Here is a 24,323-nt window from a genome sequence, read left to right as displayed (position 1 = left end):
CGCGCCGCCAGTTTTGGGAGCTGGCACACAATTATGCGTATGGGCGCGATCGTATGGCGGCGCTAAACGAGCGGGATTGGGCTGTGGGCAACGGCAAGCTCCAGCACCGGACGCAACTTTTCCGCGGTAAACGGCGATGAAACCAGCACGGAGCGGTTGTGAGTGGAGAACACCAGATCGATCCCCGTCACACAGGCGGTCATCTGGCAGGCGTATTTTTCGCCATCGGCGCCAGAAAAATGCAATTCAAAAAAACCGATTTCCGCCCGCAGGTGTTTCAAACGACAGCGGCCGGCCTCGCCAACCATATCAACATAAACCTCTGGCAACATCTTAATCGCCCGTACCTTGGCGTTATCCCTGCCGCCGAATAATTTCCCTAACAAAAACATATCGCTAGCACCATATTGATTTCATTCATCATAATTTTACCGCGAAAAAAGCGCGGCAAACCTGATATTACGCAGGATTTTAGCAGGCTTTGCACCCTGTTGTTACTCGCTTACTTATGATAGCGCGCTCTCTTCAGGAGACGCCAATCACAGACTGAAAACTTTTCCGGCCACTGAAAGGTAAATGAAAGGTTGTTGTTTTAACAATCCTGCAACCGCACCCGGCGGGATTTCACAACCAGAACAATACCGAGGGCAAGTCACAATGAAAAAAATAATGACCCGAACCTTTACCGCCGCCGCCCTGTTGCTGGCGGCCTCTCAGTCCTTTGCCGCAGAGGCGCCCAAACGCACCGAATGCATTGCGCCGGCCAAACCCGGCGGCGGCTTCGATCTGACCTGCAAACTGATTCAGGTGTCGCTGCAGGATACCAAGGCCATCGATAAACCGATGCGCGTCACCTATATGCCCGGCGGCGTCGGCGCGGTGGCCTACAACGCCATCGTCGCGCAACGCCCGGCGGAGTTCGGCACCGTGGTGGCCTTCTCCGGCGGCTCGCTGCTCAATCTGGCCCAGGGCAAGTTCGGCCGCTACAACGTGGACGACGTGAGATGGCTGGCGGCGGTCGGAACCGACTACGGCATGATCGCAGTGCGCGCCGACTCGCCTTACAAGACCCTGAAAGACCTGATGGACGCTTTCCAAAAAGATCCCAACAGCGTGGTGTTCGGCGCCGGCGCCTCCATCGGCAGCCAGGACTGGATGAAAACCGCGCTGCTGGCGCGTGAAGTCGGCGTAGATCCGCGCAAGATGCGCTACGTGGCGTTCGAAGGCGGCGGCGAGCCGGTCACCGCGCTGCTGGGCAACCATATTCAGGCGGTTTCCGGTGACCTGAGCGAGATGGTGCCTTACCTGCAAGGCGACAAGATCCGCGTGCTGGCGGTGTATGCCGAGCAACGTCTGCCGGGCCAGCTGGCCGACATTCCGACCGCCAAAGAACAGGGATACAGCCTGGTGTGGCCAATCATTCGCGGCTTCTACGTCGGGCCGAAAGTCAGCGATGAAGAGTATCAGTGGTGGATCGACACCTTCCAGAAAATGATGGCGACCGACGAATTCAAACAGCAGCGCGATCTGCGCGGCCTGTTCGAATTCAACCTGACCGGCAAAGAGCTGGACGCCTACGTGAAGAACCAGGTTGCCCAATACCGTGAGCAGGCGAAAGTGTTCGGCCTGGCCAAATAACCGCAGGGGAAAACCATGAGCGATCGTATTTTTGCCGGCTTTTGGCTGCTGCTGTGTATCGGCGGGCTGTTCATCGGCTGGGGCATCCAGAGCGAATACAGCTATGAACCGCTGGGGCCGCGCCCGTTCCCGCTGGCGATCCTCAGCCTGATGGCGCTGTGCGCGGCCCTGCTGTTGCTGCGCCGCCCGCAGGCGGTGGAGTGGCCGCACAGCAAGGTGCTGCAGCGGCTGCTGGTGCTGGTGATCACCCTGGTGCTGTATGCCTGGGGCTTTGAATGGCTCGGCTTCCCGCTGGCGACCGCGCTGCTGACGTTCAGCATCGGCCTGTTGTTTCAGGCCAGCCTGCCGGCGGCGGCCATCTCCGGCGTCATCATGGGCGCAGCGTTGTACTACGCCTTTGACCAACTTCTCGATGTCACACTGCCGCTCGGCGCCTGGCTGAGCTAACGGGAGCGATGATGGATACCTGGATGTATTTGACCCAAGGGTTTGAAGTGGCGCTGGTGCCGCAGAACCTGATTATCGCCCTGATCGGCTGCTTCGTCGGCACCATCGTCGGCCTGTTGCCGGGGCTGGGGCCGATCAACGGCGTGGCGATCCTGCTGCCGCTGGCGTTCGCCCTCAAACTGCCGGCCGAATCGGCGCTGATCCTGCTGGCGACGGTGTATATCGGCTGCGAATACGGCGGGCGCATCTCGTCGATTCTGCTCAACGTGCCGGGCGACGCGGCGGCGATCATGACCGCGCTGGACGGCTACCCAATGGCGCAGCAGGGGCGCGCCGGCGTGGCGCTGTCCATCTCGGCGGTCAGCTCGTTCGTCGGCTCGATGATCGCCATCGGCGGCATCATTCTGTTCGCGCCGTTGCTGGCACGCTGGTCGCTGGCCTTCGGCCCGGCGGAATATTTCGCCCTGATGGTGTTCGCCATCGCCTGCCTCGGCAGCATGATGAGCCAGAACCCGCTGAAATCGCTGCTGGCGGCGCTGATCGGCCTGGGGCTGGCGACGGTGGGCGTCGACGCCAACACCGGCGTTTACCGCTTTACCTTCGACAGCGTGCACCTCTCCGACGGCGTGCAGTTTATCGTGGTGGTGATCGGCCTGTTCTCGGTCAGTGAAATCCTGTTGATGCTGGAAAGCACCAGCGCCGGGCAAAAGCTGGTGCGTAAAACCGGCCGGTTGCTGTTCAACCGCAAAGAGGCGGCGCAGTGCGCGGGCCCGACCCTGCGTTCGTCGGTGATCGGTTTCTTCGTCGGCATTCTGCCGGGCGCCGGCGCCACTATCGCCAGCGCGCTGACCTACATGACCGAGAAGAAAATCAGCGGCAACAGCGATACCTTCGGCAAGGGCGATATCCGCGGCGTAGCTGCGCCGGAAGCGGCCAACAACGCCTCGGCCTGCGGTTCGTTCATTCCGATGCTGACGCTGGGGGTGCCGGGTTCCGGCACCACGGCGGTGATGATGGGCGCGCTGACGCTGTACAACATCACCCCCGGCCCGGCGATGTTCACCGAACAGCCGGATATCGTCTGGGGGCTGATCGCCGCGCTGCTGATCGCCAACGTCATTTTGTTGATCATGAACCTGCCGCTGGTCGGCCTGTTCACCCGCATGCTGACCATCCCGTTGTGGTTCCTGGTACCGGCGATCGCCGCGGTTTCGGCGGTGGGGGTTTATGCGGTGCACAGCACCACCTTCGACCTGCTGCTGATGGTCGGATTGGGGGTGTTCGGCTACATCCTGCGCAAAATGCATTTCCCGATGTCGCCGCTGATTCTGGGCTTTGTGCTGGGTGAGATGCTGGAACAAAACCTGCGCCGCGCGCTGTCGATCAGCAACGGCGAGTTCGGCATTCTGTGGAGCAGCAGCATCGCGCAAACGCTGCTGGTATTGGCGGTCGCGGTGCTAGCGTTGCCGCCGCTGCTGCGCCTGATGCGCAAACGCCGCCAACCGGCGGCCGAAGCCAAGGCCGAATAACGCGAAACGGGCGGGGATCCCCCGCCCGTGGTGTTTAACGGCGCAAGGCCGCCATTCCCCTTTCCAGCGCCCCGATATCGTTATCGGCAAGCAACGGCTGAATCACCGCAAAGTCCACCTCGGACAAGTCATAGAGGCGCAAGGCAAGCAACCGTGCGATGACTTCCGGCGCGAACCGCCAACGGATAAACCTCGCCGGGTTACCACCGACGATGGCATAAGGCGCAACATCGCCGGCCACCACGCTACCGGCGGCGACGATCGCCCCCTCGCCTATCGAGATCCCCGGCATCAGCATCGCCCGCATGCCGATCCAGCAGCCGTCACCCAGCCGGGTATCGCCTTTGGGACGGTATGCCTGCTTGATGGTTGCCATAAACGGGTACAAGCTCAGCCAGTCGATGCGATGGGTGTGATTACCGCCCATCAGGATCACCGCTTCGGCCGCGATGCACACATAATCGCCGATCAGCAGGCGATCTATTTCGCCCAGCGGCTGCCATTGGCGGCTGACCGCGTCGCCGTGCAGATAGCGCACCACCGAGCGTTCGAAGCCGTTATCCCAGCAGTCGCTGTAGTAGCTGTGGGTGCCTTTGACGATGATATTCGGGTTGGTCACCGTCTGATGCAACAGTTCGGTTTGGGACCAGTGTTTTTCGGACATGGCGTATTCTCTTGTTACCGGAATAAAAGCCACGGAACGGAATGTCTGTGGCCGTGTTGTCGTTCACTCAACACGGCCATTCAAGCGATAAGCGCTCGTTTCAATCTCGGGTTATTCATCATTAGTGCCTCTCTTGCGAGGCACAAGGGTAACCGATCACGCCTCGGCGGTCTTGCTTTTCAACAGCAGCACCCCGCCCATCACCAATGCGCTGCCCAGCAGCTGCAGCTGATTCATGCTTTCCCCCAGCAGGAAGTAGGCGATCACCGCGGTGAACACCAGTTCCAGCGACAGGATCAGGTTGGCCACCGCCAGCGGCAGCGTTTTCAGGCTGATGTTATACAACCCGAAGCCCAACAGCGTCGGCCCGGCGGCCAATGCCAGCAGCAACAGCCAGCCGCTCCACTGGATGCCCTGTGCGCCGTGCGACAGGAACCACAAATCGCCGGCCATGCCGTGGAACGCCGCCAACGGGAACGCCGTCAGCGCCGCGTTGAACGCCAGCTGATACAGCGCCGAAAAACCGAACACGTACAGGATGGTGTTCCACACCGGATAGCCGCGTTCGCTGGCCACCCGCCCGCCGAGGGTATACAGGGTATAGCCGATGCCCGACAGCATCCCTACCAGCAGCCCCAGCAGATCGAAGTGGCTGTTCCCCATGCTGTCGCCGTTGCTGACCAGGAAGCAACCGCCCAGGCTGATGGCGATCACCAGCAGTTGGCGCAGCGTCAGGCGCTCGCTGTACATCACCCAGCCGAGGAACACGGTAAAGCCCACCGAACAGTAGGTCAGTATGGTCGCCACCGACGCGCCGTTCAGCGCTACCGACAGCGTCCACAGGCTGTTGAACAGCGCCAGCAGCAGCCCGTAAAGCGCGTAGAACACCACCTGCTCACGGCGCAGACGCGCCCACTGCGGTTTCACCAGCAACAGCAGCGGCAACAGCACCAGCGCCACCAGCGCCGCGCGCCAGAACGCCAGCACGAAGGTCGGCAGCTGATAGTACTCGGTCAGCGCGCGGATGATGATGGCGGTAAAGGCCAGCAGCATGGCGCTGATAATGGCGATGACGTAACCCTGGCTGCTGCCCTGCAAGAGGCGCGCGCCGGGCAACGCCGGCCGGGCGGAAACGCCTGACGGTAATGACATGAGATCCTCGGGAAAATGGCGACATAAATGCTCAGGCGCACAGTGTAACGCGGCCATTTTTTCCCACTATAGCCACTTTTCGGCGTTGTCATGCAGGCCACTTTTCTGCGCTTGAAGCCCTGTTGACATGGGGTATAGTAAAAAACCATCTCCCTAACCGGGCCAATTTCGCATGCACATCCCGTTAGATCGCGAACAGGACGTTCCGCTGTATTTGCAGATCGAAGAAGCGCTGCGGCGCGCCATCCTCACCGGCGTGTTCGTGGATGGCGACAAGCTGCCCTCGACACGCACGCTGGCTGCCGAATTGGCGGTCAGCCGTTTGACGGTGGATAACGCCTATGCCGAACTGGCGGCCAAGGGCTTTTTGCACCAGCGGCGCGGCAGCGGCGCCTATGTCGCGCACCCGCAGGCGCAAACGCGCCCGGCCCGGCCAACCAGCAACGCCCCTTTCCCGCTGGAGAGCTTCACCACCCTCACCTCGCGGCTGGACGGCTACGCCGACGCCCCGCTGCCGGAGGGGCTGATCAACTTCGCCGCCGGCGTCGGCAGCCCCAAGATATTTCCGCTGGAGGCGTTTCGCAAAGTGCTGCTGTCGGTGCTCAGCCGCCACGCGGAAGAAGCCTTCAGTTACGGCGAATACTGCGGCTACTACCCGCTGCGCGATACGCTGAGCCGCATTCTCAGCGCCCAGGGCATCCCCACGCAGGCCGAACAGGTGCTGATCACCAACGGTTCGCAGCATGCCATCAGTCTGGTGGTGCAAAGCCTGCTGGCGCCGGGTGATACGGTGATCGTCGAAGAGCCGACCTACGCCGAAGCGCTGGGCCTGCTGCGCCAGCACCGCATCAATATCGTCTCCGTGCCCGGCGATCGCCACGGCATGCTGGTCGATCGACTGCCCGAGCTGCTGGAACGCCACCGCCCTAAACTGATCTACACCATCCCCAACTTCCACAACCCGACCGGCCGCTGCCTGAGCGAGGCCCGCCGGCGGCGCCTGCTGGCGATCGCCCAACAGGCCGGCGTGGTGATCCTGGAGGACGACTTCGTCGGCGATCTGCGTTATCAGGGCAAACAGCTGCCGTCGCTGCGCGCGCTGGCGCAGCCGGGCGCGGTGATCTACGTCAGCACCTTCTCCAAAATGCTGCTGCCCAGCATGCGCATCGGCTATCTGGTGGCGGACAGCGAACACTATCAGCGTTTCGCCAGGCTGAAACACGTCGACAGCTTCACCAGCTCCAGTCTGATCCAGCGGGCGCTGGACGCGTTCGTCACCGTCGGCCGTTACGACAAGCAGCTGCGGCGCGCCGGACGCGTCTACCGCCTGCATCTGGAAGTAATGATCGACGCGTTGCAACATCGGCTGCCGCCGGGGTGCCGTTTCGAAACGCCGCAAGGCGGCTTGTTTATCTGGCTGACGCTGCCGGAGGCGGTGACCACCGCCGAGCTGATGCCGGTGGCCTGGCGACACGGGGTGACCTTCGCGCGCGGCGAATGCTTCTATGCGCAGGAACAGCTGGGCGCACACGGCCTGCGGCTGAATTTTGCCGCCAACTCGCCGCCGCAGATTGAAGAAGGTATCGCCCGGCTGTGCCGGGCGATTGAGCAGGTAATAACGGAGAAAAACGCCGGTTAGACGGCTGCCCACCACAGCCGCAGCTTCATCCCCCAGTAGCTGGTCCAGCCGGTGGTGCTTTGCACCACCTTGCCCTGCGAGATCACCACGAAGGTCGGCGTGACGCCAATCCGCCACTGCGCCGACAGCGCGCCGGCCGGATCGTTGACCACCGGCAGCGCCAGCCGTTTGCGCGCCAGCCACTGCTTCACCTGGGCATCATCGCCCGAGCGCAGCGCGACGGTCAGCACGTTGCCGCCCGCCGCCTGCAAGCGGGCGACGTCCGGCGTGGTGAAACGGCAAACGCCGCACCAGCTGGCCCAAAAGTAAACCAGCAGCGGCCGCTCATCGCTGAGCTGCGCCAACGACACGCGCTCGCCGTCCAGCGAGGTCAGCGTCTGGGCATCGAAGGCCGGCGGCGCCTGCGGCGCGTTCAGCCAATCCATCACCGTGACCACCGCCAATGCGATCAGCGCCAGCAGCAACAACTCGCGCCCCCAGCGCTTGAACTTAGCCATTGCTAGCCTTCGCCAGCTGCTGTTTCACCATCGCTTCCAGCTCTTCATACGACACCGCCCCCGGCAGCATTCGATCGCCGATCAGCGTCGCCGGCGTCCCTTGTACGCCCAGTTGCTCCGCCAACGCCATATTGGTGCGCAGCGTGGTCATGCTCTGTTCGCTCGGCGCCACCGCCTTGACGCCGGTTTTCTCTTGCGCGGCGGCGATGCTGGCATTGTCGTGGAAGCCCTTTTTCGCCATCAGCCGCTGGTGCAGGACCCAGAATTGATCCGGGTGCTGTTGCCAGGTGGTGAGCGCCACGCGCGCCGAACTGACCGAGCTTTCGCCCTTGAACGGCAGCAGCTTCACCACCAGCGCCACGTCCGGGTATTGCTTGACGATCTTCTCCAGCATCGGATCAAAACGCTTGCAGTACGGGCAGTTATAGTCGGTAAAGGTCACCAGCGTCAGTTTGGCGTTGGCGGCGCCCAGGCGCGGGCTGGCCGGATCCTGGTACAGCGTTTTGGCGTTCTGCTTGATAGCCTGGCTGATTTGCTCGCCGGCGGTTTGCTGCTGCCAGGCGTCCACCGCCTGCGCCAGAATGTCCGGATTGGACACCAGCGTTTCGCGGATCATCTCTTTGATACGCGCCTCTTGCGCCGGGGTAAAAGGCTCGGCGGCCCACGCTGGGGCGGCGATGATCATCAGTAAAATCAGTAGTTTTTTCATTGTTCGGTTCCTTTGGCATGGGAAAGCGTTTGCAGCACGGCGTCACGGGTCAACAGCGGGGATAGCACCACGCCGTCCGGGCTGCCGGGGCCATAGACTTGGTTGAAAGGCACGGCGACGCTGCCGCGCTTTTGCAGGAAGGCGCCGATGTCGGCCGATGGACGGCTCCAGTCGCCGCGCAGCGCGACCACATCGTCGGCGCTCAGCGCGCGCTGTACGTCATCACGCAGCAGCACATTGAATTTGTTGGCTTTACAGGTCACGCACCAGTCGGCTGTCACGTCGACGAACACCCGCTTATGCTGCGCCAGCGCCTCGGCGATCGCTTGCTCGTTCAGCGGTTGCCACTGCACCCGATCCTGCAACGGTTGGCGCCACAGGCCGGCGCTCAGCGATCCGGCCAGCAGGACCACACCCGCCAGCACCACAGTGCCCGCCGCCAGCTTGGCCGCCAAGCGTGCCCCCTGTTGGCGCCACACCGCCAGCAGCAACGCCAGCAGCGCCAACGCCCCCAGCCACAGCGTGGCCTGCACGCCGATATGGTTGCTCAGCAGGCTCAGCAGCCACAGCGACGACGCCAGCATCAGCAGCCCCATCGCCAGCTTGACGGTATTCATCCAACGGCCGGGGCGCGGCAAACGCAGCGCCAGCGACGGCCAGGCGGCGATCAGCAGCCACGGCAGGCTCATGCCGATGCCGAGCGCGATGAACATGCCCCACAGCACCGGCAGCGACGCCGCCAGCGCGAAGGCCACCGCCGTGCCGAGAAACGGCGCCGAGCACGGCGTCGCCAGCAGCGTGGCGAACGCGCCCTGCCAGAAATGGCCGCTCAGACCGCGCCCGTTATGGGTCGCCAGCGAGGTATTCAGATCGGACGAGAGACGCAAATGGAACAGGCCGAACAGGTTGGCGCTGAACAGCAGCGTCACCAGCACCATAAAGCCGATAAACCACGGATTCTGGAACTGAATGCCCCAGCCGAGCGCGTGGTTCCCGAGCCGCAGCAGCGTCATCAGCAGGGCCAGCGCCATAAACGAGGCGACGATGCCCAGCGATGACGCCAGGAACTGCAAACGCACGCTGTGCCGATCGCGCCGCTCCACCTGCAGGATCGAACCGAGCTTGATGCCCAGCACCGGCAGCACGCACGGCATCAGGTTGAGGATCAACCCGCCCGCCAGCGCCATCAATACCGCCTGCCACAACGGGAACGCCGCACCGGCGGGTGCGGCCAACGGATCGCCAATCGGCAGCGTAATCTGCTGCGCCATGCCGCCGTCGTCGATCACCAGCGTCAGCGTTTTGCCGCGCAGGTCCGGCGCCGCATCGCCCCAGCCATCGCTGACCGGCACTCGCGCCAACAACCGATCGCCGTCGGTTTCAACCTGCGGCTTGCCGAGATCGGCATCCGCCAGCGTATCGAAGAACAGCGCAGGCTGTTGCCAGCCGGCGGCGCGTTCGGCGGCAATCTGCAGCTCGCCGCTGCGATACCCGGCCTTGACGCTTTCCGCCAACCCGGCGGCGATCGGCACCTGCCCCATCGCCTGCGCGAAATCGTGATTAAACTGCGGATCGTTCGGCGTCGCCAGATCCAGACTGAACGGGTAGTCAGTCAGAATGCAGACGTTGCTGCAGGTGGACAGCGTCAGCGTACCCGCCAGCGGGCCGGATACCTGGCCTGACATCACGATCGGCAACGTGACCCGATCGTGATAACCCTGGGTGGAAATGCCGGCCACCTCGAAACGCTGCGGCGTCGGCCAGTGCCAGGTCGCCGGCGGTGGGTTGCCTTGCCAGACGATAGCCGGCGCGATGCCGCCTTCGCCCGGAGAGCGCCAATAGGTTTTCCAGCCTTTTTGCAGCTCGACCGACAGCAGCAGGCGGGTCTCCCCCGGCCGTGACGTGTCGGCGCGCAGTCGCACCTTGGCATGATCGTTGGCCGGATTTTGCAGCCAGCCGCTGTCCGCCGCCTGCAAGGCAGGCAGCCACAGCATAAACAGGCAAGCGCAGGCCAGCCTGATGATTTTCAACATGTTAATTCTCCATAAATGATTAATTCACCACGAAAAACGGGCGATTAACTCATTCACGGAAGACGCATAATCGAAGGTGCACCCTGAGGGTGGGTGGTGAAATGGCGCGAGGAGGAGGAATGCGCAGACGCGCGGCAATGGTCGGCGCCAACAGCGCCAGCAGCAGACCCAGCCCGAACAGCACGGTTTCGAACATCACCGGCGGCGCGGCCAGCAATGACTTGGCGCTCAGCTCACAGGGCGTCGGCTGCGCTTCGGCGGCCTCATCGCCGGATTGAACGGCGGTGGCGGCCGGGATCCCCAGCGTTTGCTGCAGCGCATGCAGGCCCGCCATGCGCTGGGTCATGCACGTCAGCACCACCAGGCAAGCCAGGCATAAAAACCATTTTGCAATCCGCTGCCGTTTAACCATGCCATCCTCATGTTCAGATCTGGGGTTATCTTAGCGGTGCAGACGCGATTAGCAACGTTTTGTCGGTAAAGAAATGTCTGAGCGGCGGTATTGATGGCGGCGATTTACAGGTATCATAGTGGGTAAGCCTGCGCTTTTCGCCGGGTACGATGACGATTCTCTCCTCCAGGCATTCTGCGGGGATACACAGCGAAGGACTGGTGATATGCAACCTTTGAGTGGGCCGGGCACCCCAATCGCCGGCGAACGCCCCCCCTCCCCGGGCAAAACGGCGGCCACTGACGATCAACCCCTCTCTCCGGCGCAGCGCACGACGCTGGAAAAACTGATCGTGAAAATCATGACGCTCAGCCCGGTCAAATCGGCGGAGATCTGGGCGTCTCTGCGTCACGATCTCGGCGCCGACAAAGGCGGCGAACTGCTGGCGCGCCATTTTCAACCGGCGGAACAGCTGCTGCAAACGCGCCTGACGCAGGCGCAGCAAAACCATGCCGGGCGCCAACTGCTGCAACAGCTGGCCGAATTGCTGCCGCAGGGCAATAACCGCCAGGCGGTCAGCGACTTTATTCGCCAGCAGTTCGGCCATACGGTGTTGAGCCAACTGAGCCCACCGCAATTGCAACAGGTACTTAATCTGTTGCAAACCGGCGGCCTGACCATTCCCCAGCCGCAGCAAACCGCCACCAGCGATCGCCCGCTGCTGCCCGCAGAGCATCAAAGCCTGCAGCAGCAGATCACCAAACTCAGCGCCGCCACCGGCGAAGCGCCGGCTAAAATCTGGCAAACGCTGTTCGATCTGGCGGGCGTGAAAACCAACGATCCGCTGCCGGCGCGCCACTTCCAGCTGCTGAACCAGTTTTTACAGGTGAAGGTGGCGCTCAGCCCGCAGAACGCGCCGACGCTGAACAACCTGCTGGCGGCGCTCAAGCAGCCGGCGGACGAGCGAGAACTGCAGCAGATGAACGACTATTGCCAGGCGCGCTTCAACTGCGGCGCCAATGCGCCGCTGACGCATCCGCAAATGAGCGACGCCATTCATCAGCTGTTTGCCCGCCGTCTGGATAAAGCCGGCCAGGCGCAGCCGATCGCCAGCCACCCTGTCGAACCGCAGCCGCTGCTCAACCCGCTGATCGCCGCCTTGCCTCTGCCGCTGCAAAAAGCGCTGAGCAAGCCGGCCGTAGCGCTGATCCTGCTGCTGTTGGCGTTGGCGATCGTGCTGGCGCTGGTGTTTTAACGCCTCAGGCGCAGCCGCAGTCCTCAGCAGCCGCCCGATCGCGCAACGATCCCGGCTGTTCTCCGATGGCCAATGGATGGCCATCGCGCAGCCAGAAGTCAAGCCCGCCGATCAGCTCCTTCACCCTGAATCCCAGTTTCGCCAGCTTGTAAGCACCTTTGGTGGATCCGTTGCAGCCAATGCCGTCGCAGTAGGTCACATACACTTTCCGGCGATCCAGCTGCGCCGTGCCGGCTTCATCCATCAGGCGATGCGGCAAACTGAGCGCACCGGGGATATGCCCGGCGGCGTACAGCGCCTCCGCGCGGGTGTCGATCACCACCATCCCGTCCACGCCATTGCGCAGATCTTCCGCCACATCCCAGGCATCCGCATAGCGGCTCAGTTTAGCCGCCAGATAGGCCAGGCTTTCTTCCGGCGCCGCCGGCGGAAAAGCCAGCACCAATGATTCTTTCGACATATCACTTACTCCCGTGCATCAAGACAGATGACAATAGTGCCCCATTTTGGTCTTATGATTGATACCCATTATCCACAGATGATAAGACCCATTATGCGGCACACGCTGATCACGCTGTTTCAGCAATCGCCCCAGGCCGTCGGCACGCTGCGCGAACGTCTTTGTGCAGCATTGCGGCAGGCCATCCACCACGGCACATTGAACATTGGGCAACGCCTGCCCTCCAGCCGAGTGCTGGCTGGGGATCTGAAACTCTCAAGGGTGACCGTCGAAGCAGCGTACGGCCAGTTGGAGGCGGAGGGGTATTTGCAGCGCCGCGTCGGCCAGGGCACATTTGTGGCTATCCGCATCGCCAAATCGCCGCCGCCGCCGCCCCGCACCGCCATGCCGCGCCTTTCGCAACGCGGCCAACAGATCGTGCAAACCGGCGGCTGCCGCGATCCGCAGCAGCCACAGGCGTTTGCCGCCGGCTCGCCGGATCTGCGCGCGTTTCCGCTAGCCTTGTGGAAGCAACTGACCGCACAGCGCCTGCGGCTACAGGGAGAAAGCCTGCTGCGCTACGGCGACCCGCAGGGCTATTTGCCGCTGCGTGAAGCGATTGCTGCCCACGTCAACCAAACGCGCGGCGTAATCTGCGATGCAAACCAGGTTATCGTGCTGACCAGTTCACAGCAGGCGCTGCAGCTGATCGCCACGTTGCTGCTGGACAGCGGCGACAGCGTCTGGATGGAAGAACCGGGTTACGCCGGGGCGAGAAACGCCTTTATCAGCGCCGGTGCCGCCCTGACGCCGGTGGCGGTAGACGGCGACGGCCTGCGCGCTGAGCCCTCCTTGCCCGAGCCGCGTTTGATTTATTTGACGCCCTCGCACCAATACCCAACCGGCGCAGCGCTCAGCCTGGCGCGCCGCTTGGCACTGCTGACGCTGGCGGAAAAGCAGCAGGCCTGGATCATTGAGGACGATTACGACAGCGAGTTTCATTACGACGGCCTGCCGATACCGGCGATGCAGGGTCTGGATCGCCGTGGCCGGGTGCTGTACCTCGGCACCTTCTCCAAATCGCTGTTCCCTTCGCTGCGGTTGGCGTACCTGATCGTACCGCCCACGCTGGTTGAAGCGTTCGTCACTGCACGCACGGTGTATGACGGCCACAGCGCGCAGCTGATGCAGGCGGTCACCGCCGAATTCATCCGCCAGGGGCACTTCGCCGCGCATATCCGCTACATGCGCCAACTCTACCATAGCCGGCGCGATGTGTTGCTGGCGGCAGTACGCGAAAAACTCGACCACTTCGCCACCCCCGCTCCCGCCGCCGGCGGCCTGCAGCTCAGCGTCTGGCTGCCGCCCGGCCAGGAGGCGGCGCTCAGCCGGCAGGCGCGGCGGCTCGGCATCCTTACGCCCGGGTTAACAGCGCAATACCAAACGGTTCAGGCGCAGCGCGACGGGTGGCTGCTGGGCTTTTCGGCCCTGACGCCGGGCGAGATCCGCTGCGCCGTCGAGCGGCTGGCGCGGATCACCGTGGCTTAGCCTGGCCCCAATGGGACGCCGATCGGCTTATTGTTCGGTCAGACGCATCTCCGCCACCAGCGGCAGGTGGTCGCTCACCGCCGGCCAATGCACGCCGTTCCAGTCGCCGCTGGCGTTCGGCACCGTCAGGCTGTCAAGATGCCAGCGCTGCGCGTTGCCGGTGAAGATGTAATCCACCTTGATCTCGGCGTTTTCCGCCGGCCAGCTGCGGCCGTCCTGCCCGTTGGGCATGATATCGTTCCAATAGCGGCTCAGCTCCAGCCAGGTGACGCTGCCCGGCACATCGTTCATATCGCCGAACAGCAGCTTGATGCCGCGCACTTCGATGGTGCGATCGTTCAGCTCCCGTACCTGATCCAGACGCATCGTCGGATCTTCCTTGGTATCGAGGTGGGTGTTGAACAGGGTGATCGGCGTCGGGAACTCCGGCACATCGACCTTGGCGCTGAAGGCGATGCGCTGTTCGCGCTGGCCGGACGGCAGCGGATAGATCACGGCATCGTGCAGCGGATACTTCGACAGAAACGCCAAACCATATTCGCCGCCGTCGAAATCGATCGCCCGGCCGAACACCGCCTGCATGCCGGTCAGTTTCGCCAGTTCCGCCGCCTGATCGACCCGCCCGCTGCGGGCGGTGAGTTTATCCACCTCCTGCAGCGCCACCACGTCGACATTCATCGCGCGAATCGCCTTGGCGATGGCGGTCATGTCGCTGACCTTGCCGGCGGCGATATTGAAGCTGGCGACGCGGATCTTTGGCGCCTGCTCCAGTTCGTAGGTTTTGTTCTTCAGGCCGCCCAACGCGCTGGCCACTTCGCGGCTGTTGGCGTTGCTGTTGGCGTGCCCGGTATCGGCAGACGACCAGGCGCTGTGAGAGATGCCCAGGGACAGTAAGGTGATAAGCAGAGCGTGACCGGTGTGCATGAATTCTCCTTGAGGGACAGATAAGTGTTATGTGGGCGCTTCCTGGCCCACAGCTAACACCGATTTTGCCGCAGAAACCTGCGACTATTTCCTAGTTGCACCGCTATTTTTCGTTTCTGCGCGATGCTTCGCATTCTGGCGGTTTACGCATTGCACCGTTGGACAAACGGCTGATTTCGTTTTAAAACCGGTAGATTGCCAACCGCGAGGAGTTCCGATGACCAGCCCGATTGCCGAACAGCTTACCGAACGTTTCTTCCGCTATCTGGCGGTGACCAGCCAGAGCAACGCCGCCGCAGCCACCCTGCCCAGCACGCCGGGGCAGCATGAGATGGCGCAACTGTTGGCCGACGAGCTGCGCCGGCTCGGCCTGGCCGACGTGCAGATCGACAAGCACGCCACCGTGACCGCCCGCAAGCCCGGCACCCAACCCGGCGCGCCGCGCATCGGCTTCATCACGCATATCGACACCGTGGACGTCGGCCTGTCGCCCGAGATTCGCCCGCAGCGCCTGCGCTTCACCGGCGAGGATTTATGCCTGAATGCCGAGCAAGGCATCTGGCTGCGTACCGCCGAGCATCCGGAGATCCTGCCCTACCGGAACGAAGAGATCCTGTTCAGCGACGGCACCAGCGTGCTGGGCGCCGACAATAAGGCGGCGGTCACCGTGGTGATGACGCTGCTGGCCAACCTGACCGCGGCCGATCGCCACGGCGATATCGTGGTGGCGTTCGTGCCGGACGAAGAGATCGGCCTGCGCGGCGCCAAAGCGCTGGATCTGCAGCGTTTCTCCGTCGATTTCGCCTACACCATCGACTGCTGCGAACTGGGTGAAGTGGTGTACGAGAATTTCAACGCGGCGGCGGCGGAGATCCGCATCGAGGGGGTGACCGCCCACCCGATGTCGGCGAAAAACGTATTAATCAACCCGATACGCATCGCCAACGACATCATCAATCGATTCGACGTGCAGGATACCCCAGAGCACACCGAGGGGCGCGAGGGTTATTTCTGGTTCACCGATCTGGCCGCCAACGCCAATCAGGCGACGCTGAAGGTGTCGATTCGCGACTTCGATCGCGCGGCGTTCGAGGCGCGCAAGGCCCGCCTTGAGGAGACGGTGCGCCAGGTGGCGGCCAACTATCCGCGCGCCAACGTCAGCTGCAGCGTCAGCGACATCTACAGCAACATCAGCAACGCCATCGGCGAGGACCGGCGCGCTATCGATCTGATCTTCGGCGCCCTCGCCGCCCACGGCATCCCGCCGAAGGTGATCCCGATGCGCGGCGGCACCGACGGCGCGGCGCTCTCCAGCCGCGGCATCCTGACGCCCAATTACTTCACCGGCGCGCATAACTTCCACTCGCGCTTCGAGTTTTTACCCGTCAGCGCCTTCGTGAAATCCTATCAGGTGACCCGCAGCATTTGCCTGCTGGCCGCGCGGCAAAGCGGCCAACCGGCTTAGCTCATCACCCAGCCGAGCAACGCGGCCCATGCCAACAGCGGCAGCGAATAATAGTGGAAGCGCAACCAGATCTTGCGCTCCCCCGCCATGCGCAACGCAATCAGGTTGGCGAGCGATCCGATCGCCAACCCGAAGCCGCCGGCGTTGACCGCATAGGCCAACTGAGCGCTGGAGGGCATATAGTTGAGCAACAGTATGGTGGCCGGCACGTTGCTGACGATCTGCGACAGCCCGACGCCCAACGCATACACGCTCCCCTCGCTCAGCCCGGCGATGGCGGCGAACGCCGGCTGAAGCGGCGGCAAACGGGTAAACAGGCCGACATCGATGAACATGGCGGCGAACACGAAAATCAGGCTCCAGTCGATCTGCAACAGCACTCGGCGCGCCAGCAGCAAGAAACCGGCGAACACCGCCAGCAGCCCATACAACGGCAGATCGAAATCGAGACACAGCAGGAAAACCGCATACAGCCCTACACAGCTCAGCAACAGCGGCCGCTGGTAGGGATAGCCCTCGGTATTCGGCGTTTTCACGATGTCGCGCGCCGGGAAGCTGAACCAGGTCAGCGCCAGCAGGCTCAACATCATTGCGGCGCCAAACGGCGCCATCTGGCCGATGAAACCGAGGAAAGAGAGGCCGGAACGGCTCCACAGCAGGATATTTTGCGGGTTGCCGATCGGCGTCAGCAGCGAACCGGCGTTCACCGCCAGCGCCTGGAAGATGATCAGGCGGCCGACCGGCAGCGCCGACAGCTTTTTCAGCGTGATGGTGAGCGGTATGACGATAAACAGCGCTACGTCGTTAGTCAGAAACGACGACAGCAGCGCGGCGGAGAACACCAGGAACAGCGCCAGCCGCCGTTCGCTGTGCAAGCGGTTGATAATCTTGCGGCCGACAAAATCGAAGTAGCCGCTGACCTCAACGCCTTTGGTCAGCAGCATCAGCCCCAGCAGGGTGATGAGGGTACGGCCGTCGATAAAACCACCCAGCGCTGCCAGCGGCTGCGGATGAAAGGCGAACATCGCCACGCCAGCCAGCAGCAATGCATGCAAGAAACGGTCTTTGGCAAAGGGATGGATGAGCCGGGAAATGGCGGTTGAACTCATAGCGGCAGTGTGAACCTCACCGAAAAGAATGGGCAGACGTTAGCTCAGACGCGGCTTCAGCGCCAGCAAAATGCTATTTTACCTTTATCCGCTTTCCATTTGCCGCGCTTTACTTTATTTGTAGCGGCTTTCACGGTTTCAAAGGACATGTTATGGCTTCCCTGTTCGCCAACGGAGCGCTGTTGAGCGCCTTATGCGCCCTGCTCGCCGCCTGCGACGACGCCTCCTCCCGCCCGCAAATCGATATTGACGGCAAAACCATGGGCACTTTCTACAGCGTAAAAGTCAGCGGTGACGTCGCGATCGGCAAACAAGAATTGCAGCGGCAGATCGACACGGTGCTCGAACGGGCCAACGACGACATCTCGACCTACCGCGCCGATTCGGTGCTGTCGAGGTTTAACCGCAATGTTAGCCTCGAACCGCAGCCTATCCCGCGCGGCATGGCGGACATCGTGTTGATGGCCCAACGCATCGGCCGCGATACCGGCGGCGCCATGGACATCACCGTCGGCCCGCTGGTGAACCTGTGGGGGTTCGGCCCAGACAAGCATCCGGTCAAGGTGCCGGAACAGGCGCAGATCGACGCGGCAAAGCAGCGCACCGGCCTGCAGCACCTGAAGCTGATCAGCGACAACCGCGGGGAGTGGCTGCAAAAAGATCTGCCGGGCATGTATGTCGATCTCTCGACGCTGGGCGAAGGCTATGGCGCCGATGAGTTGGTGCGCCTGATGAACCGTCACGGCATTACCAACTACCTGGTATCGGTCGGTGGTGCGGTCTCTTCACGCGGCGTCAACGGCCAGGGCAAGCCCTGGCGGGTGGCGATCCAAAAGCCGACCGACCGTGAAAATGCGGTACAGGCGCTGGTGGATCTGCACGGTTACGGCATCAGCACCGCCGGCAGCTACCGCAACTACTTTGAACAAAACGGCCAGCGTTACTCCCATGTCATCGATCCGACCACCGGCAGGCCAATCAACCACCGGCTGGTTTCCGCCACGGTGATCGCCCCGACCGCGCTCGAGGCCGACGGCTGGGATACCGGTTTGATGGTGCTGGGCCCGGAGAAAGCGTTGCAGCTCGCAGAAGAGAAAGGGCTGGCGGTCTACCTGATCAGTAAAACCGACGACGGTTTCAGCGCCGTGATGACGCCGCAGTTCAAAGCGTTTTTGGTGCAGTGAGATAAAAAAAGCCCGGCACGCAATGGCCGGGCTTGGTCCTGTTCCGCGCCGATCACTTGGTCAGCGCGATGATGCCGAGGGTCAGACCGGCAACCGCCGCCGCGCCGCCGGCGATCGCGCCCGCGGTTTCCCAGTTATCCTGAGTGGTGCCCTTCATGCAGGTGTTGGTGTGCACCAGACGCCCCTGGTCATCATAGACCGGCACGCAGGGAGAATCGGTGGCGCATCCGGCCAACACGGCCGACAGTAACCCAACCGCAATTAACTTTTTCATACTTCTTGCCTCAATGTTCGATCACTTTAGAAAGCTACGCCGAGCGATAATCATGCTACCAGGCTATTGTATGCCCAACGCGTGTAATGGCGAGGTAATGATGTGTCAGGGGATGTGATTTGGGAAAACTCTGAGCGCCCGTCAAATGGGCTTAGGGCAGTAAAAAGCCCGCGAAAACGCGGGCTTGATGGCGAGGTGAAGCTCAGGCGGAATTATTTCGCCAGTTTGCGCATCACCAGGGTGGCGTTGGTGCCGCCGAAGCCGAAGCTGTTGGACATCACGGTGGTCAGCTCGCGCTGAGTCGGCTGAGTCACGATGTTCATGCCGACCGCCTGTTCATCCAGGGTTTCGATGTTGATGCTCGGTGCGATAAAGCCGTGCTCCAGCATCAACAGGCTGTAGATCGCTTCCTGCACGCCCGCGGCGCCCAGTGAGTGACCGGTCATCGCCTTGGTGGAGGAGATGGCCGGGGTATTGTCGCCGAACACTTCGCGAATGGCGCCCAGCTCTTTCACGTCGCCCACCGGTGTGGAGGTGCCGTGCACGTTGATGTAGTCGATCGGCGTATCCAGATCCTGCATCGCCATCTTCATGCAGCGCACTGCGCCTTCGCCCGAAGGTGCAACCATGTCGGCGCCGTCAGACGTTGCGCCGTAGCCAACGATTTCTGCGTAGATATGTGCGCCGCGCGCCAGCGCATGCTCCAGTTCTTCAACCACCACCATGCCGCCACCGCCGGCGATGACGAAACCGTCACGATCGGCGTCGTAGGTGCGGGAGGCTTTTTCCGGCGTGTCGTTGTACTTGGTGGACAGCGCGCCCATCGCATCGAACTCGCAGGCCATTTCCCAGCACAGCTCTTCGCCGCCGCCGGCGAACACGATGTCCTGTTTGCCCAGCTGGATTTGCTCAACCGCGTTGCCGATGCAGTGTGCGGAGGTCGCGCAAGCGGAGCTGATGGAGTAGTTCACGCCGTGGATTTTGAATGGCGTCGCCAGGCAGGCGGAAACGCCGGAAGCCATGGCTTTGGTGACCACGTATGGGCCAACCGCTTTCAAGCCGCGCGGGCTGCGCATCGCATCGGCGCCGAACACCTGGAAGCGCGGAGAACCGCCGCCGGAACCGGCGATCAGGCCTACGCGCGGGTTGTTTTGATACTCTTCTTCCTTCAAACCGGAAGACGCGATCGCTTCTTGCATCGCCAGGAAGGCATAAATGGAAGCATCGCTCATGAAACGCACCGCCTTGCGGTCGATCAGGCCGGTAGTGTCGAGCTTAACTTGCCCCCATACGTGACTACGCATGCCGGAATCTTTCAGCTCCTGGGAGAAAGTGATCCCAGAACGTCCTTCCTGCAGGCTTGCCAGGACCTCCTGCTGGTTATTACCAATGCTGGAGACAACTCCCAGGCCAGTAATCACTGCACGTTTCATTCAATACCTCTTCCACTATTTACCTACGGGATTTTGCATCGCACTTTAGCGTACAGATGTAAGCCGAACAAGTCCGATCAGCGTTTTTCAGCTTTATTGTCGTCCAGTTTGCGCCGGGGCGCCAGCGCCGTTAGAATTCGCGGCATCCCTTGAATTTCGAGCCATTGACCGTGAACCACGCCCCCATCCAAACCGCAACGCTAACCTGGAACGAACAGGGTACACCTGTTTCGAAACAGTTTGATGACGTCTATTTTTCCAATCAGGATGGGCTGGAAGAAACCCGCTACGTCTTCCTGCACGGCAATCGGCTGCCGCAGCGTTTCGCCGCCCACCCGCGCTCGCTGTTTGTCGTGGCGGAAACCGGGTTCGGCACCGGGCTCAATTTCCTCACGCTGTGGCAGGCCTTCGCCGGCTTCCGCCAGGCCGAGCCGGACGCGACGCTGCAGCGCCTGCACTTTATCAGCTTCGAAAAATTTCCCCTGCAGCAGGCTGACCTGGCGGCGGCGCATGCGCGCTGGCCGGAGCTGGCGCCTTACGCCGACGAACTGCGCGCCCAATGGCCGCTGCCGTTGCCGGGGTGCCATCGCCTGCTGTTGGCCGAAGGCCGCATTACGCTCGATCTGTGGTTCGGCGACGTCAACGATCTGCTGCCGCAGTTTGACGCCAGTATGAATAACCAGGTGGATGCCTGGTTCCTCGACGGCTTCGCGCCGGCAAAAAATCCCGACATGTGGACCGATCAACTGTTCGCCGCCATGGCGCGTTTCGCCCGGCCGGGAGGCAGCTTCGCCACCTTTACCGCCGCCGGCTTCGTGCGTCGCGGCTTGCAACAGGCCGGTTTTCAGGTCAACCGCTGCAAAGGCTTCGGCCAAAAGCGTGAGATGCTCGCCGGCGAACTCCCGGCCGATGCGCAGCCCGCCGCACATCCGGCGCCCTGGTATCGACGCCCGGCGGCGGACAACACCGCCGACATCGCCCTGATCGGCGGTGGCGTCGCCAGCGCGCTCACTGCGCTGGCCTTGCTGCGGCGCGGCGCCACCGTCACGCTGTACTGCGCCGATGAGCAGGCGGCCGAAGGCGCATCCGGCAACCGCCAGGGCGCGATTTATCCTTTGCTGAACGGCAGCGGCGACGTGTTGGAGAGTTTCTTCAGCGCCGCGTTTCCCTTCGCCCGTCGCCAGTACGACGCGCTGTTGCAACAAGGCGTCGCCTTTGATCACCAGTGGTGCGGCGTCAGCCAGTTGGCCTATGACGAAAAGAGCGGCGCCAAGATCGCCAATATGCTGAAAACCGACTGGCCGCAGGCCTTGGCGACGGCGGCCGGCCGCGAGACGCTCAGCGATCGGTGCGGCATCGATACCGGCTTTGGCGGCATCACCTACCCGCTAGGCGGCTGGCTGTGCCCGGCCGAGCTGACGCGCGGCGCTATCGCGCTGGCGCAACGTCAGGGCTTGGTCTGCCACTACCGGCACGATGCACAGAGGCTGACGCAGGAAGAAAACGGCTGGCGCATCGATTTCGCCCACGGCGACAGCCGGCGCCATGCGACGGTGATCCTGGCCAACGGCCACCGGCTGGCCGAACTGGCGCCGACGGAAGCCCTGCCGCTGTATTCGGTACGCGGGCAGGTGTCGCATATCCCAAGCTCGCCGGCCCTCGGTCAATTGAAACAGGTCTTGTGTTACGACGGCTACCTGACGCCGGTTAATGCCAACAACGGCCAGCACTGCATCGGCGCCAGTTACCAGCGCGGCGACATCGCCACCGACTACCGCGAGCAGGAGCAACAGGAAAACCGTGAACGCCTGCTGCGCTGCCTGCCGGAACAGGCCTGGCCGCAGCAGGTGGACGTCAGCGCTCAGCAGGCGCGCTGCGGCGTGCGCAGCGCCACCCGCGATCATTTGCCGATGGTCGGCGCGCTGCCGGACTATCAGGCCACGTTGACGCAGTATCAGGATTTGCAGCGGCAGAACCAGCGCGGCGAAACCGTCGCCGATGCGCCGGTCTATCCCGGCCTGTTCGCTATCGGCGGGTTAGGCTCGCGCGGCTTGTGCTCGGCGCCCCTGGCGGCGGAAATTTTGGCGGCGCAGCTGTTCGGCGAGCCGTTGCCGGGCGATGCGCGCCTGCTGGCGGCGTTGAATCCGAATCGGATGTGGGTGCGGAAATTGCTGAAAGGACGTGCGGTTTAATCAACCTTGAGGGGCGCGGCGACGCGCCCCGGCATGACGATCAGGCCGCAGGGGTTGCAGCCTGATAGAGGTTTTCCCACATGCCGCGCACCAGGATCTGATCCGGCGGCGAGAGTTCCCCGGCGGCGATCGCTTTGTGCAGGCTCTCCTCCACCCGCGCTTTCAGCGCTGCGGCGGTGTGTTCGCCCTGCTCTTCCGCCTCGGCCACCGCCAGCGTCAGATGACCGCGCAGGTAGCCACCGGCAAACAGTTCATCATCGCTGGCGTGCTCTACCATGTCATCAATCAGCGCCAAAATGCGCGCTTCAAATTCTGCGATCATCAAATTTCCTCATTAAATAACGGGCTGTGGCGTCAGTTGAGATCTTCCGGATACGGAAAGTGCTCGGCCGCCAACGGTGGCGTATTGTAGAACGATTGCAGCGCCTGAATAAAGCGCGCAGGCCTTGTGGGTATTCCCTGCTCCAGCAGCGCCAATACCCGGGCGCGCACCTTGCGTTGGAACGCAATGCGATCCGGCTCGCAGTCGCCGTTCAGGTTGTCGCAGCTGACGTTGAACGGGAAACCGGCCGCCACGCAGAACATCCATTCCAGTGCCTGCGGTTTGATCTCCACGGCTTCGAATTCGCTCTGGGTCTGCGCGTCGCGCCCGTCCGGGCAATACCAATAACCGAAGTCCACCAATTGACGGCGGGCTTCACCGGCGATGCACCAGTGCGAGATTTCGTGCAGGCCGCTGGCGTAGAAGCCGTGGGCGAACACGATGCGGTGATACGGCAGTTCGTCGTCGGCCGGCAGGTAAATGGGTTCGTCATCGCCCTTCACCAGGCGGGTGTTGTAGTCATCGCTGAAGCAGCGATTGAAGATCGCGATCAACTGCTCATAGTGATGACGGGTCTGCGTGTCTGACATAAAAATTCTATAACCACAAAAATAAAGAGGCCATTATATCCGATAAGACAGGGCGCGTAAGCAGCGCACCCTCTTCATCTTTAACCGTGCAAGAAGGCGGACAGCCACTGCTGAATCTCTGCGCCGTGATTGTCGTACAGCAGCTTGAGGCTCATCACCAGCGAGACGATCACGATCATCGGCCGAATCAGTTTCTGCCCGCGAGTCAGCACCATGTGCGCGCCCAAACGCGCCCCCAGCACCTGCCCTACCAGCATCACCAGACCGATGCTCCACACCACCTTGCCGCCGATGATGAACAGCGCCAGCCCGCCGACGTTGGAGGTAAAGTTCAGCACCTTGGCGTGCGCCGTGGACTTGGCGAGGTTGAAACCGCACAGCGTCACATAGGCCAGCGCGTAGAATGAGCCGGCGCCGGGGCCGAAGAAGCCGTCGTAAAACCCGACGCAGCCGCCGGCCACCAGCCCGAACGGCAAGGCGCCGAGGCGGCGTTGACGATCTTCCTCACCCAGGCGCGGCATCAGCAGGAAGTAGAGACCGATGCCGATCACCAGCAGCGGCAACATCTGCCGCAGCACATCGGCGCGCATATGCTGCACCAGAATGGCGCCGGCGATCGAGCCGATCAGCGTCAGAAAAATCGTCAGCTTCTGGTCGTTGAGGTTCACCGCTCGCCGACGAATGAAGTACAGACTGGCGGAGAAGGAGCCGCCGACCGACTGCAGCTTATTGGTCGCCAGCGCCTGCGCCGGAGGAACCCCCACTGCCAGCAAGGCCGGCACCGTCAGTAATCCGCCGCCGCCGGCGATGGAGTCGATAAACCCCGCCAGCAGCGCTACCGCAAACAACACCCCGAGCATCTCGGGGCCAATGACGAACCAGTCCATGT

The 24,323-nt window shown here is 62.5% G+C and carries 24 protein-coding genes; 9 read left to right on the top strand and 15 right to left on the bottom strand.

All coding sequences use genetic code 11. The features are described from left to right. Positions 1-62: 62 nt before the first annotated feature. Positions 63-392 (bottom strand): hypothetical protein, encoded by a 330-nt coding sequence (locus tag ACMGF7_RS14935; RefSeq protein ID WP_049241863.1) that lies wholly within the window; start codon positions 390-392, stop codon positions 63-65. A gap of 265 nt (positions 393-657) precedes the next feature. Here ACMGF7_RS14935 and ACMGF7_RS14930 point away from each other — a divergent pair, with 265 nt between their 5' ends. Genes ACMGF7_RS14930 through ACMGF7_RS14920 form a run of 3 tightly spaced genes read left to right on the top strand, consistent with a single transcriptional unit; the run spans position 658 to position 3,614 of the window. After that, on the top strand, positions 658-1,638 hold the full coding sequence (locus ACMGF7_RS14930) for a Bug family tripartite tricarboxylate transporter substrate binding protein (protein ID WP_015378599.1): 981 nt from the start codon (positions 658-660) through the stop codon (positions 1,636-1,638). Positions 1,639-1,653: 15 nt separating this feature from the next. Then, a complete protein-coding gene (locus tag ACMGF7_RS14925) occupies positions 1,654-2,085 on the top strand; it encodes a tripartite tricarboxylate transporter TctB family protein (RefSeq protein WP_048324522.1) in 432 nt (143 codons plus the stop codon). Positions 2,086-2,096: 11 nt separating this feature from the next. Next, on the top strand, positions 2,097-3,614 hold the full coding sequence (locus tag ACMGF7_RS14920) for a tripartite tricarboxylate transporter permease (RefSeq protein ID WP_016926872.1): 1,518 nt from the start codon (positions 2,097-2,099) through the stop codon (positions 3,612-3,614). 34 nt (positions 3,615-3,648) lie between these two features. On the opposite strand, the gene ACMGF7_RS14915 is transcribed toward ACMGF7_RS14920, so the two are convergent. Together ACMGF7_RS14915 and ACMGF7_RS14910 are read right to left on the bottom strand one after the other, a co-directional pair. After that, positions 3,649-4,278: a CatB-related O-acetyltransferase gene (locus tag ACMGF7_RS14915; RefSeq protein ID WP_015378601.1), complete on the bottom strand. Its 630-nt coding sequence runs from the start codon at positions 4,276-4,278 to the stop codon at positions 3,649-3,651. 156 nt (positions 4,279-4,434) lie between these two features. Beyond that, positions 4,435-5,430: a DMT family transporter gene (locus ACMGF7_RS14910; RefSeq protein ID WP_044030785.1), complete on the bottom strand. Its 996-nt coding sequence runs from the start codon at positions 5,428-5,430 to the stop codon at positions 4,435-4,437. Positions 5,431-5,602: 172 nt separating this feature from the next. Here ACMGF7_RS14910 and ACMGF7_RS14905 point away from each other — a divergent pair, with 172 nt between their 5' ends. Beyond that, entirely contained in the window at positions 5,603-7,069 is a 1,467-nt protein-coding gene (locus ACMGF7_RS14905) for a PLP-dependent aminotransferase family protein (protein WP_049241870.1), read from the top strand. Here the strand turns inward: ACMGF7_RS14905 and ACMGF7_RS14900 are convergent. The 4 genes from ACMGF7_RS14900 to ACMGF7_RS14885 are packed head-to-tail and all read right to left on the bottom strand — an operon-like array spanning position 7,066 to position 10,720. Further along, positions 7,066-7,566 (bottom strand): protein disulfide oxidoreductase, encoded by a 501-nt coding sequence (locus ACMGF7_RS14900; protein ID WP_044030783.1) that lies wholly within the window; start codon positions 7,564-7,566, stop codon positions 7,066-7,068. The genes ACMGF7_RS14905 and ACMGF7_RS14900 overlap by 4 nt on opposite strands. Further along, on the bottom strand, positions 7,559-8,275 hold the full coding sequence (locus ACMGF7_RS14895) for a DsbA family protein (RefSeq protein ID WP_049241872.1): 717 nt from the start codon (positions 8,273-8,275) through the stop codon (positions 7,559-7,561). The genes ACMGF7_RS14900 and ACMGF7_RS14895 overlap by 8 nt, the downstream gene beginning before the upstream one ends. After that, the gene (locus ACMGF7_RS14890; RefSeq protein WP_420286498.1) at positions 8,272-10,308 is read right to left on the bottom strand and encodes a protein-disulfide reductase DsbD family protein; all 2,037 of its coding nucleotides are present in this window, start codon (positions 10,306-10,308) and stop codon (positions 8,272-8,274) included. Before ACMGF7_RS14890 ends, ACMGF7_RS14895 begins: the two co-directional genes overlap by 4 nt. A 49-nt stretch (positions 10,309-10,357) precedes the next feature. Beyond that, positions 10,358-10,720: a hypothetical protein gene (locus ACMGF7_RS14885; RefSeq protein WP_015378607.1), complete on the bottom strand. Its 363-nt coding sequence runs from the start codon at positions 10,718-10,720 to the stop codon at positions 10,358-10,360. Between the two features lie 205 nt (positions 10,721-10,925). Between ACMGF7_RS14885 and flk the strand changes: the two genes are divergently transcribed. After that, on the top strand, positions 10,926-11,954 hold the full coding sequence (gene flk, locus ACMGF7_RS14880) for a flagella biosynthesis regulator Flk (protein ID WP_044030780.1): 1,029 nt from the start codon (positions 10,926-10,928) through the stop codon (positions 11,952-11,954). A 4-nt stretch (positions 11,955-11,958) separates the two neighbouring features. On the opposite strand, the gene ACMGF7_RS14875 is transcribed toward flk, so the two are convergent. Beyond that, positions 11,959-12,414: a rhodanese-like domain-containing protein gene (locus ACMGF7_RS14875; RefSeq protein WP_049239810.1), complete on the bottom strand. Its 456-nt coding sequence runs from the start codon at positions 12,412-12,414 to the stop codon at positions 11,959-11,961. A 93-nt stretch (positions 12,415-12,507) separates the two neighbouring features. Between ACMGF7_RS14875 and ACMGF7_RS14870 the strand changes: the two genes are divergently transcribed. Next, the gene (locus ACMGF7_RS14870) at positions 12,508-13,941 is read left to right on the top strand and encodes a PLP-dependent aminotransferase family protein (protein ID WP_420286497.1); all 1,434 of its coding nucleotides are present in this window, start codon (positions 12,508-12,510) and stop codon (positions 13,939-13,941) included. A 27-nt stretch (positions 13,942-13,968) separates the two neighbouring features. On the opposite strand, the gene ACMGF7_RS14865 is transcribed toward ACMGF7_RS14870, so the two are convergent. Continuing rightward, a complete protein-coding gene (locus tag ACMGF7_RS14865) occupies positions 13,969-14,865 on the bottom strand; it encodes an endonuclease/exonuclease/phosphatase family protein (RefSeq protein ID WP_015378611.1) in 897 nt (298 codons plus the stop codon). Positions 14,866-15,082: 217 nt separating this feature from the next. Here ACMGF7_RS14865 and pepT point away from each other — a divergent pair, with 217 nt between their 5' ends. After that, complete coding sequence (gene pepT / locus ACMGF7_RS14860; protein WP_049239812.1) at positions 15,083-16,330, top strand: peptidase T; 1,248 nt, start codon at positions 15,083-15,085, stop codon at positions 16,328-16,330. Here the strand turns inward: pepT and ACMGF7_RS14855 are convergent. Then, the gene (locus ACMGF7_RS14855) at positions 16,327-17,439 is read right to left on the bottom strand and encodes an SLC13 family permease (protein ID WP_021505582.1); all 1,113 of its coding nucleotides are present in this window, start codon (positions 17,437-17,439) and stop codon (positions 16,327-16,329) included. The genes pepT and ACMGF7_RS14855 overlap by 4 nt on opposite strands. Before the next feature lie 152 nt (positions 17,440-17,591). On the opposite strand from ACMGF7_RS14855, the gene apbE reads away from it, so the two are divergent. Beyond that, a complete protein-coding gene (gene apbE, locus ACMGF7_RS14850; protein WP_049239813.1) occupies positions 17,592-18,623 on the top strand; it encodes an FAD:protein FMN transferase ApbE in 1,032 nt (343 codons plus the stop codon). Between the two features lie 52 nt (positions 18,624-18,675). On the opposite strand, the gene ACMGF7_RS14845 is transcribed toward apbE, so the two are convergent. Beyond that, complete coding sequence (locus ACMGF7_RS14845; protein WP_004936201.1) at positions 18,676-18,897, bottom strand: hypothetical protein; 222 nt, start codon at positions 18,895-18,897, stop codon at positions 18,676-18,678. 212 nt (positions 18,898-19,109) lie between these two features. Next, positions 19,110-20,330, bottom strand: a complete 1,221-nt coding sequence (fabB, locus tag ACMGF7_RS14840) for a beta-ketoacyl-ACP synthase I (RefSeq protein WP_049239814.1) — start codon at positions 20,328-20,330, stop codon at positions 19,110-19,112. A 170-nt stretch (positions 20,331-20,500) separates the two neighbouring features. On the opposite strand from fabB, the gene mnmC reads away from it, so the two are divergent. Continuing rightward, positions 20,501-22,522 (top strand): bifunctional tRNA (5-methylaminomethyl-2-thiouridine)(34)-methyltransferase MnmD/FAD-dependent 5-carboxymethylaminomethyl-2-thiouridine(34) oxidoreductase MnmC, encoded by a 2,022-nt coding sequence (mnmC, locus tag ACMGF7_RS14835; protein WP_420286496.1) that lies wholly within the window; start codon positions 20,501-20,503, stop codon positions 22,520-22,522. A 40-nt stretch (positions 22,523-22,562) separates the two neighbouring features. Here mnmC and ACMGF7_RS14830 read toward each other — a convergent pair whose 3' ends face one another. From ACMGF7_RS14830 to ACMGF7_RS14820, 3 genes are all read right to left on the bottom strand, one after another. Continuing rightward, positions 22,563-22,844: a YfcL family protein gene (locus ACMGF7_RS14830; RefSeq protein WP_004936209.1), complete on the bottom strand. Its 282-nt coding sequence runs from the start codon at positions 22,842-22,844 to the stop codon at positions 22,563-22,565. A 32-nt stretch (positions 22,845-22,876) separates the two neighbouring features. Then, complete coding sequence (locus tag ACMGF7_RS14825) at positions 22,877-23,434, bottom strand: elongation factor P hydroxylase (RefSeq protein WP_015378615.1); 558 nt, start codon at positions 23,432-23,434, stop codon at positions 22,877-22,879. An 80-nt stretch (positions 23,435-23,514) separates the two neighbouring features. Then, positions 23,515-24,321, bottom strand: coding sequence for a sulfite exporter TauE/SafE family protein (locus tag ACMGF7_RS14820; protein ID WP_015378616.1), 807 nt, complete (start codon positions 24,319-24,321; stop codon positions 23,515-23,517). Positions 24,322-24,323: the final 2 nt, after the last annotated feature.

Source organism: Serratia sp. BNK-17 (genome assembly GCF_048684935.1).
Taxonomy (GTDB): domain Bacteria; phylum Pseudomonadota; class Gammaproteobacteria; order Enterobacterales; family Enterobacteriaceae; genus Serratia; species Serratia nematodiphila.
This window is presented reverse-complemented; position numbering and strand designations above follow the sequence as displayed.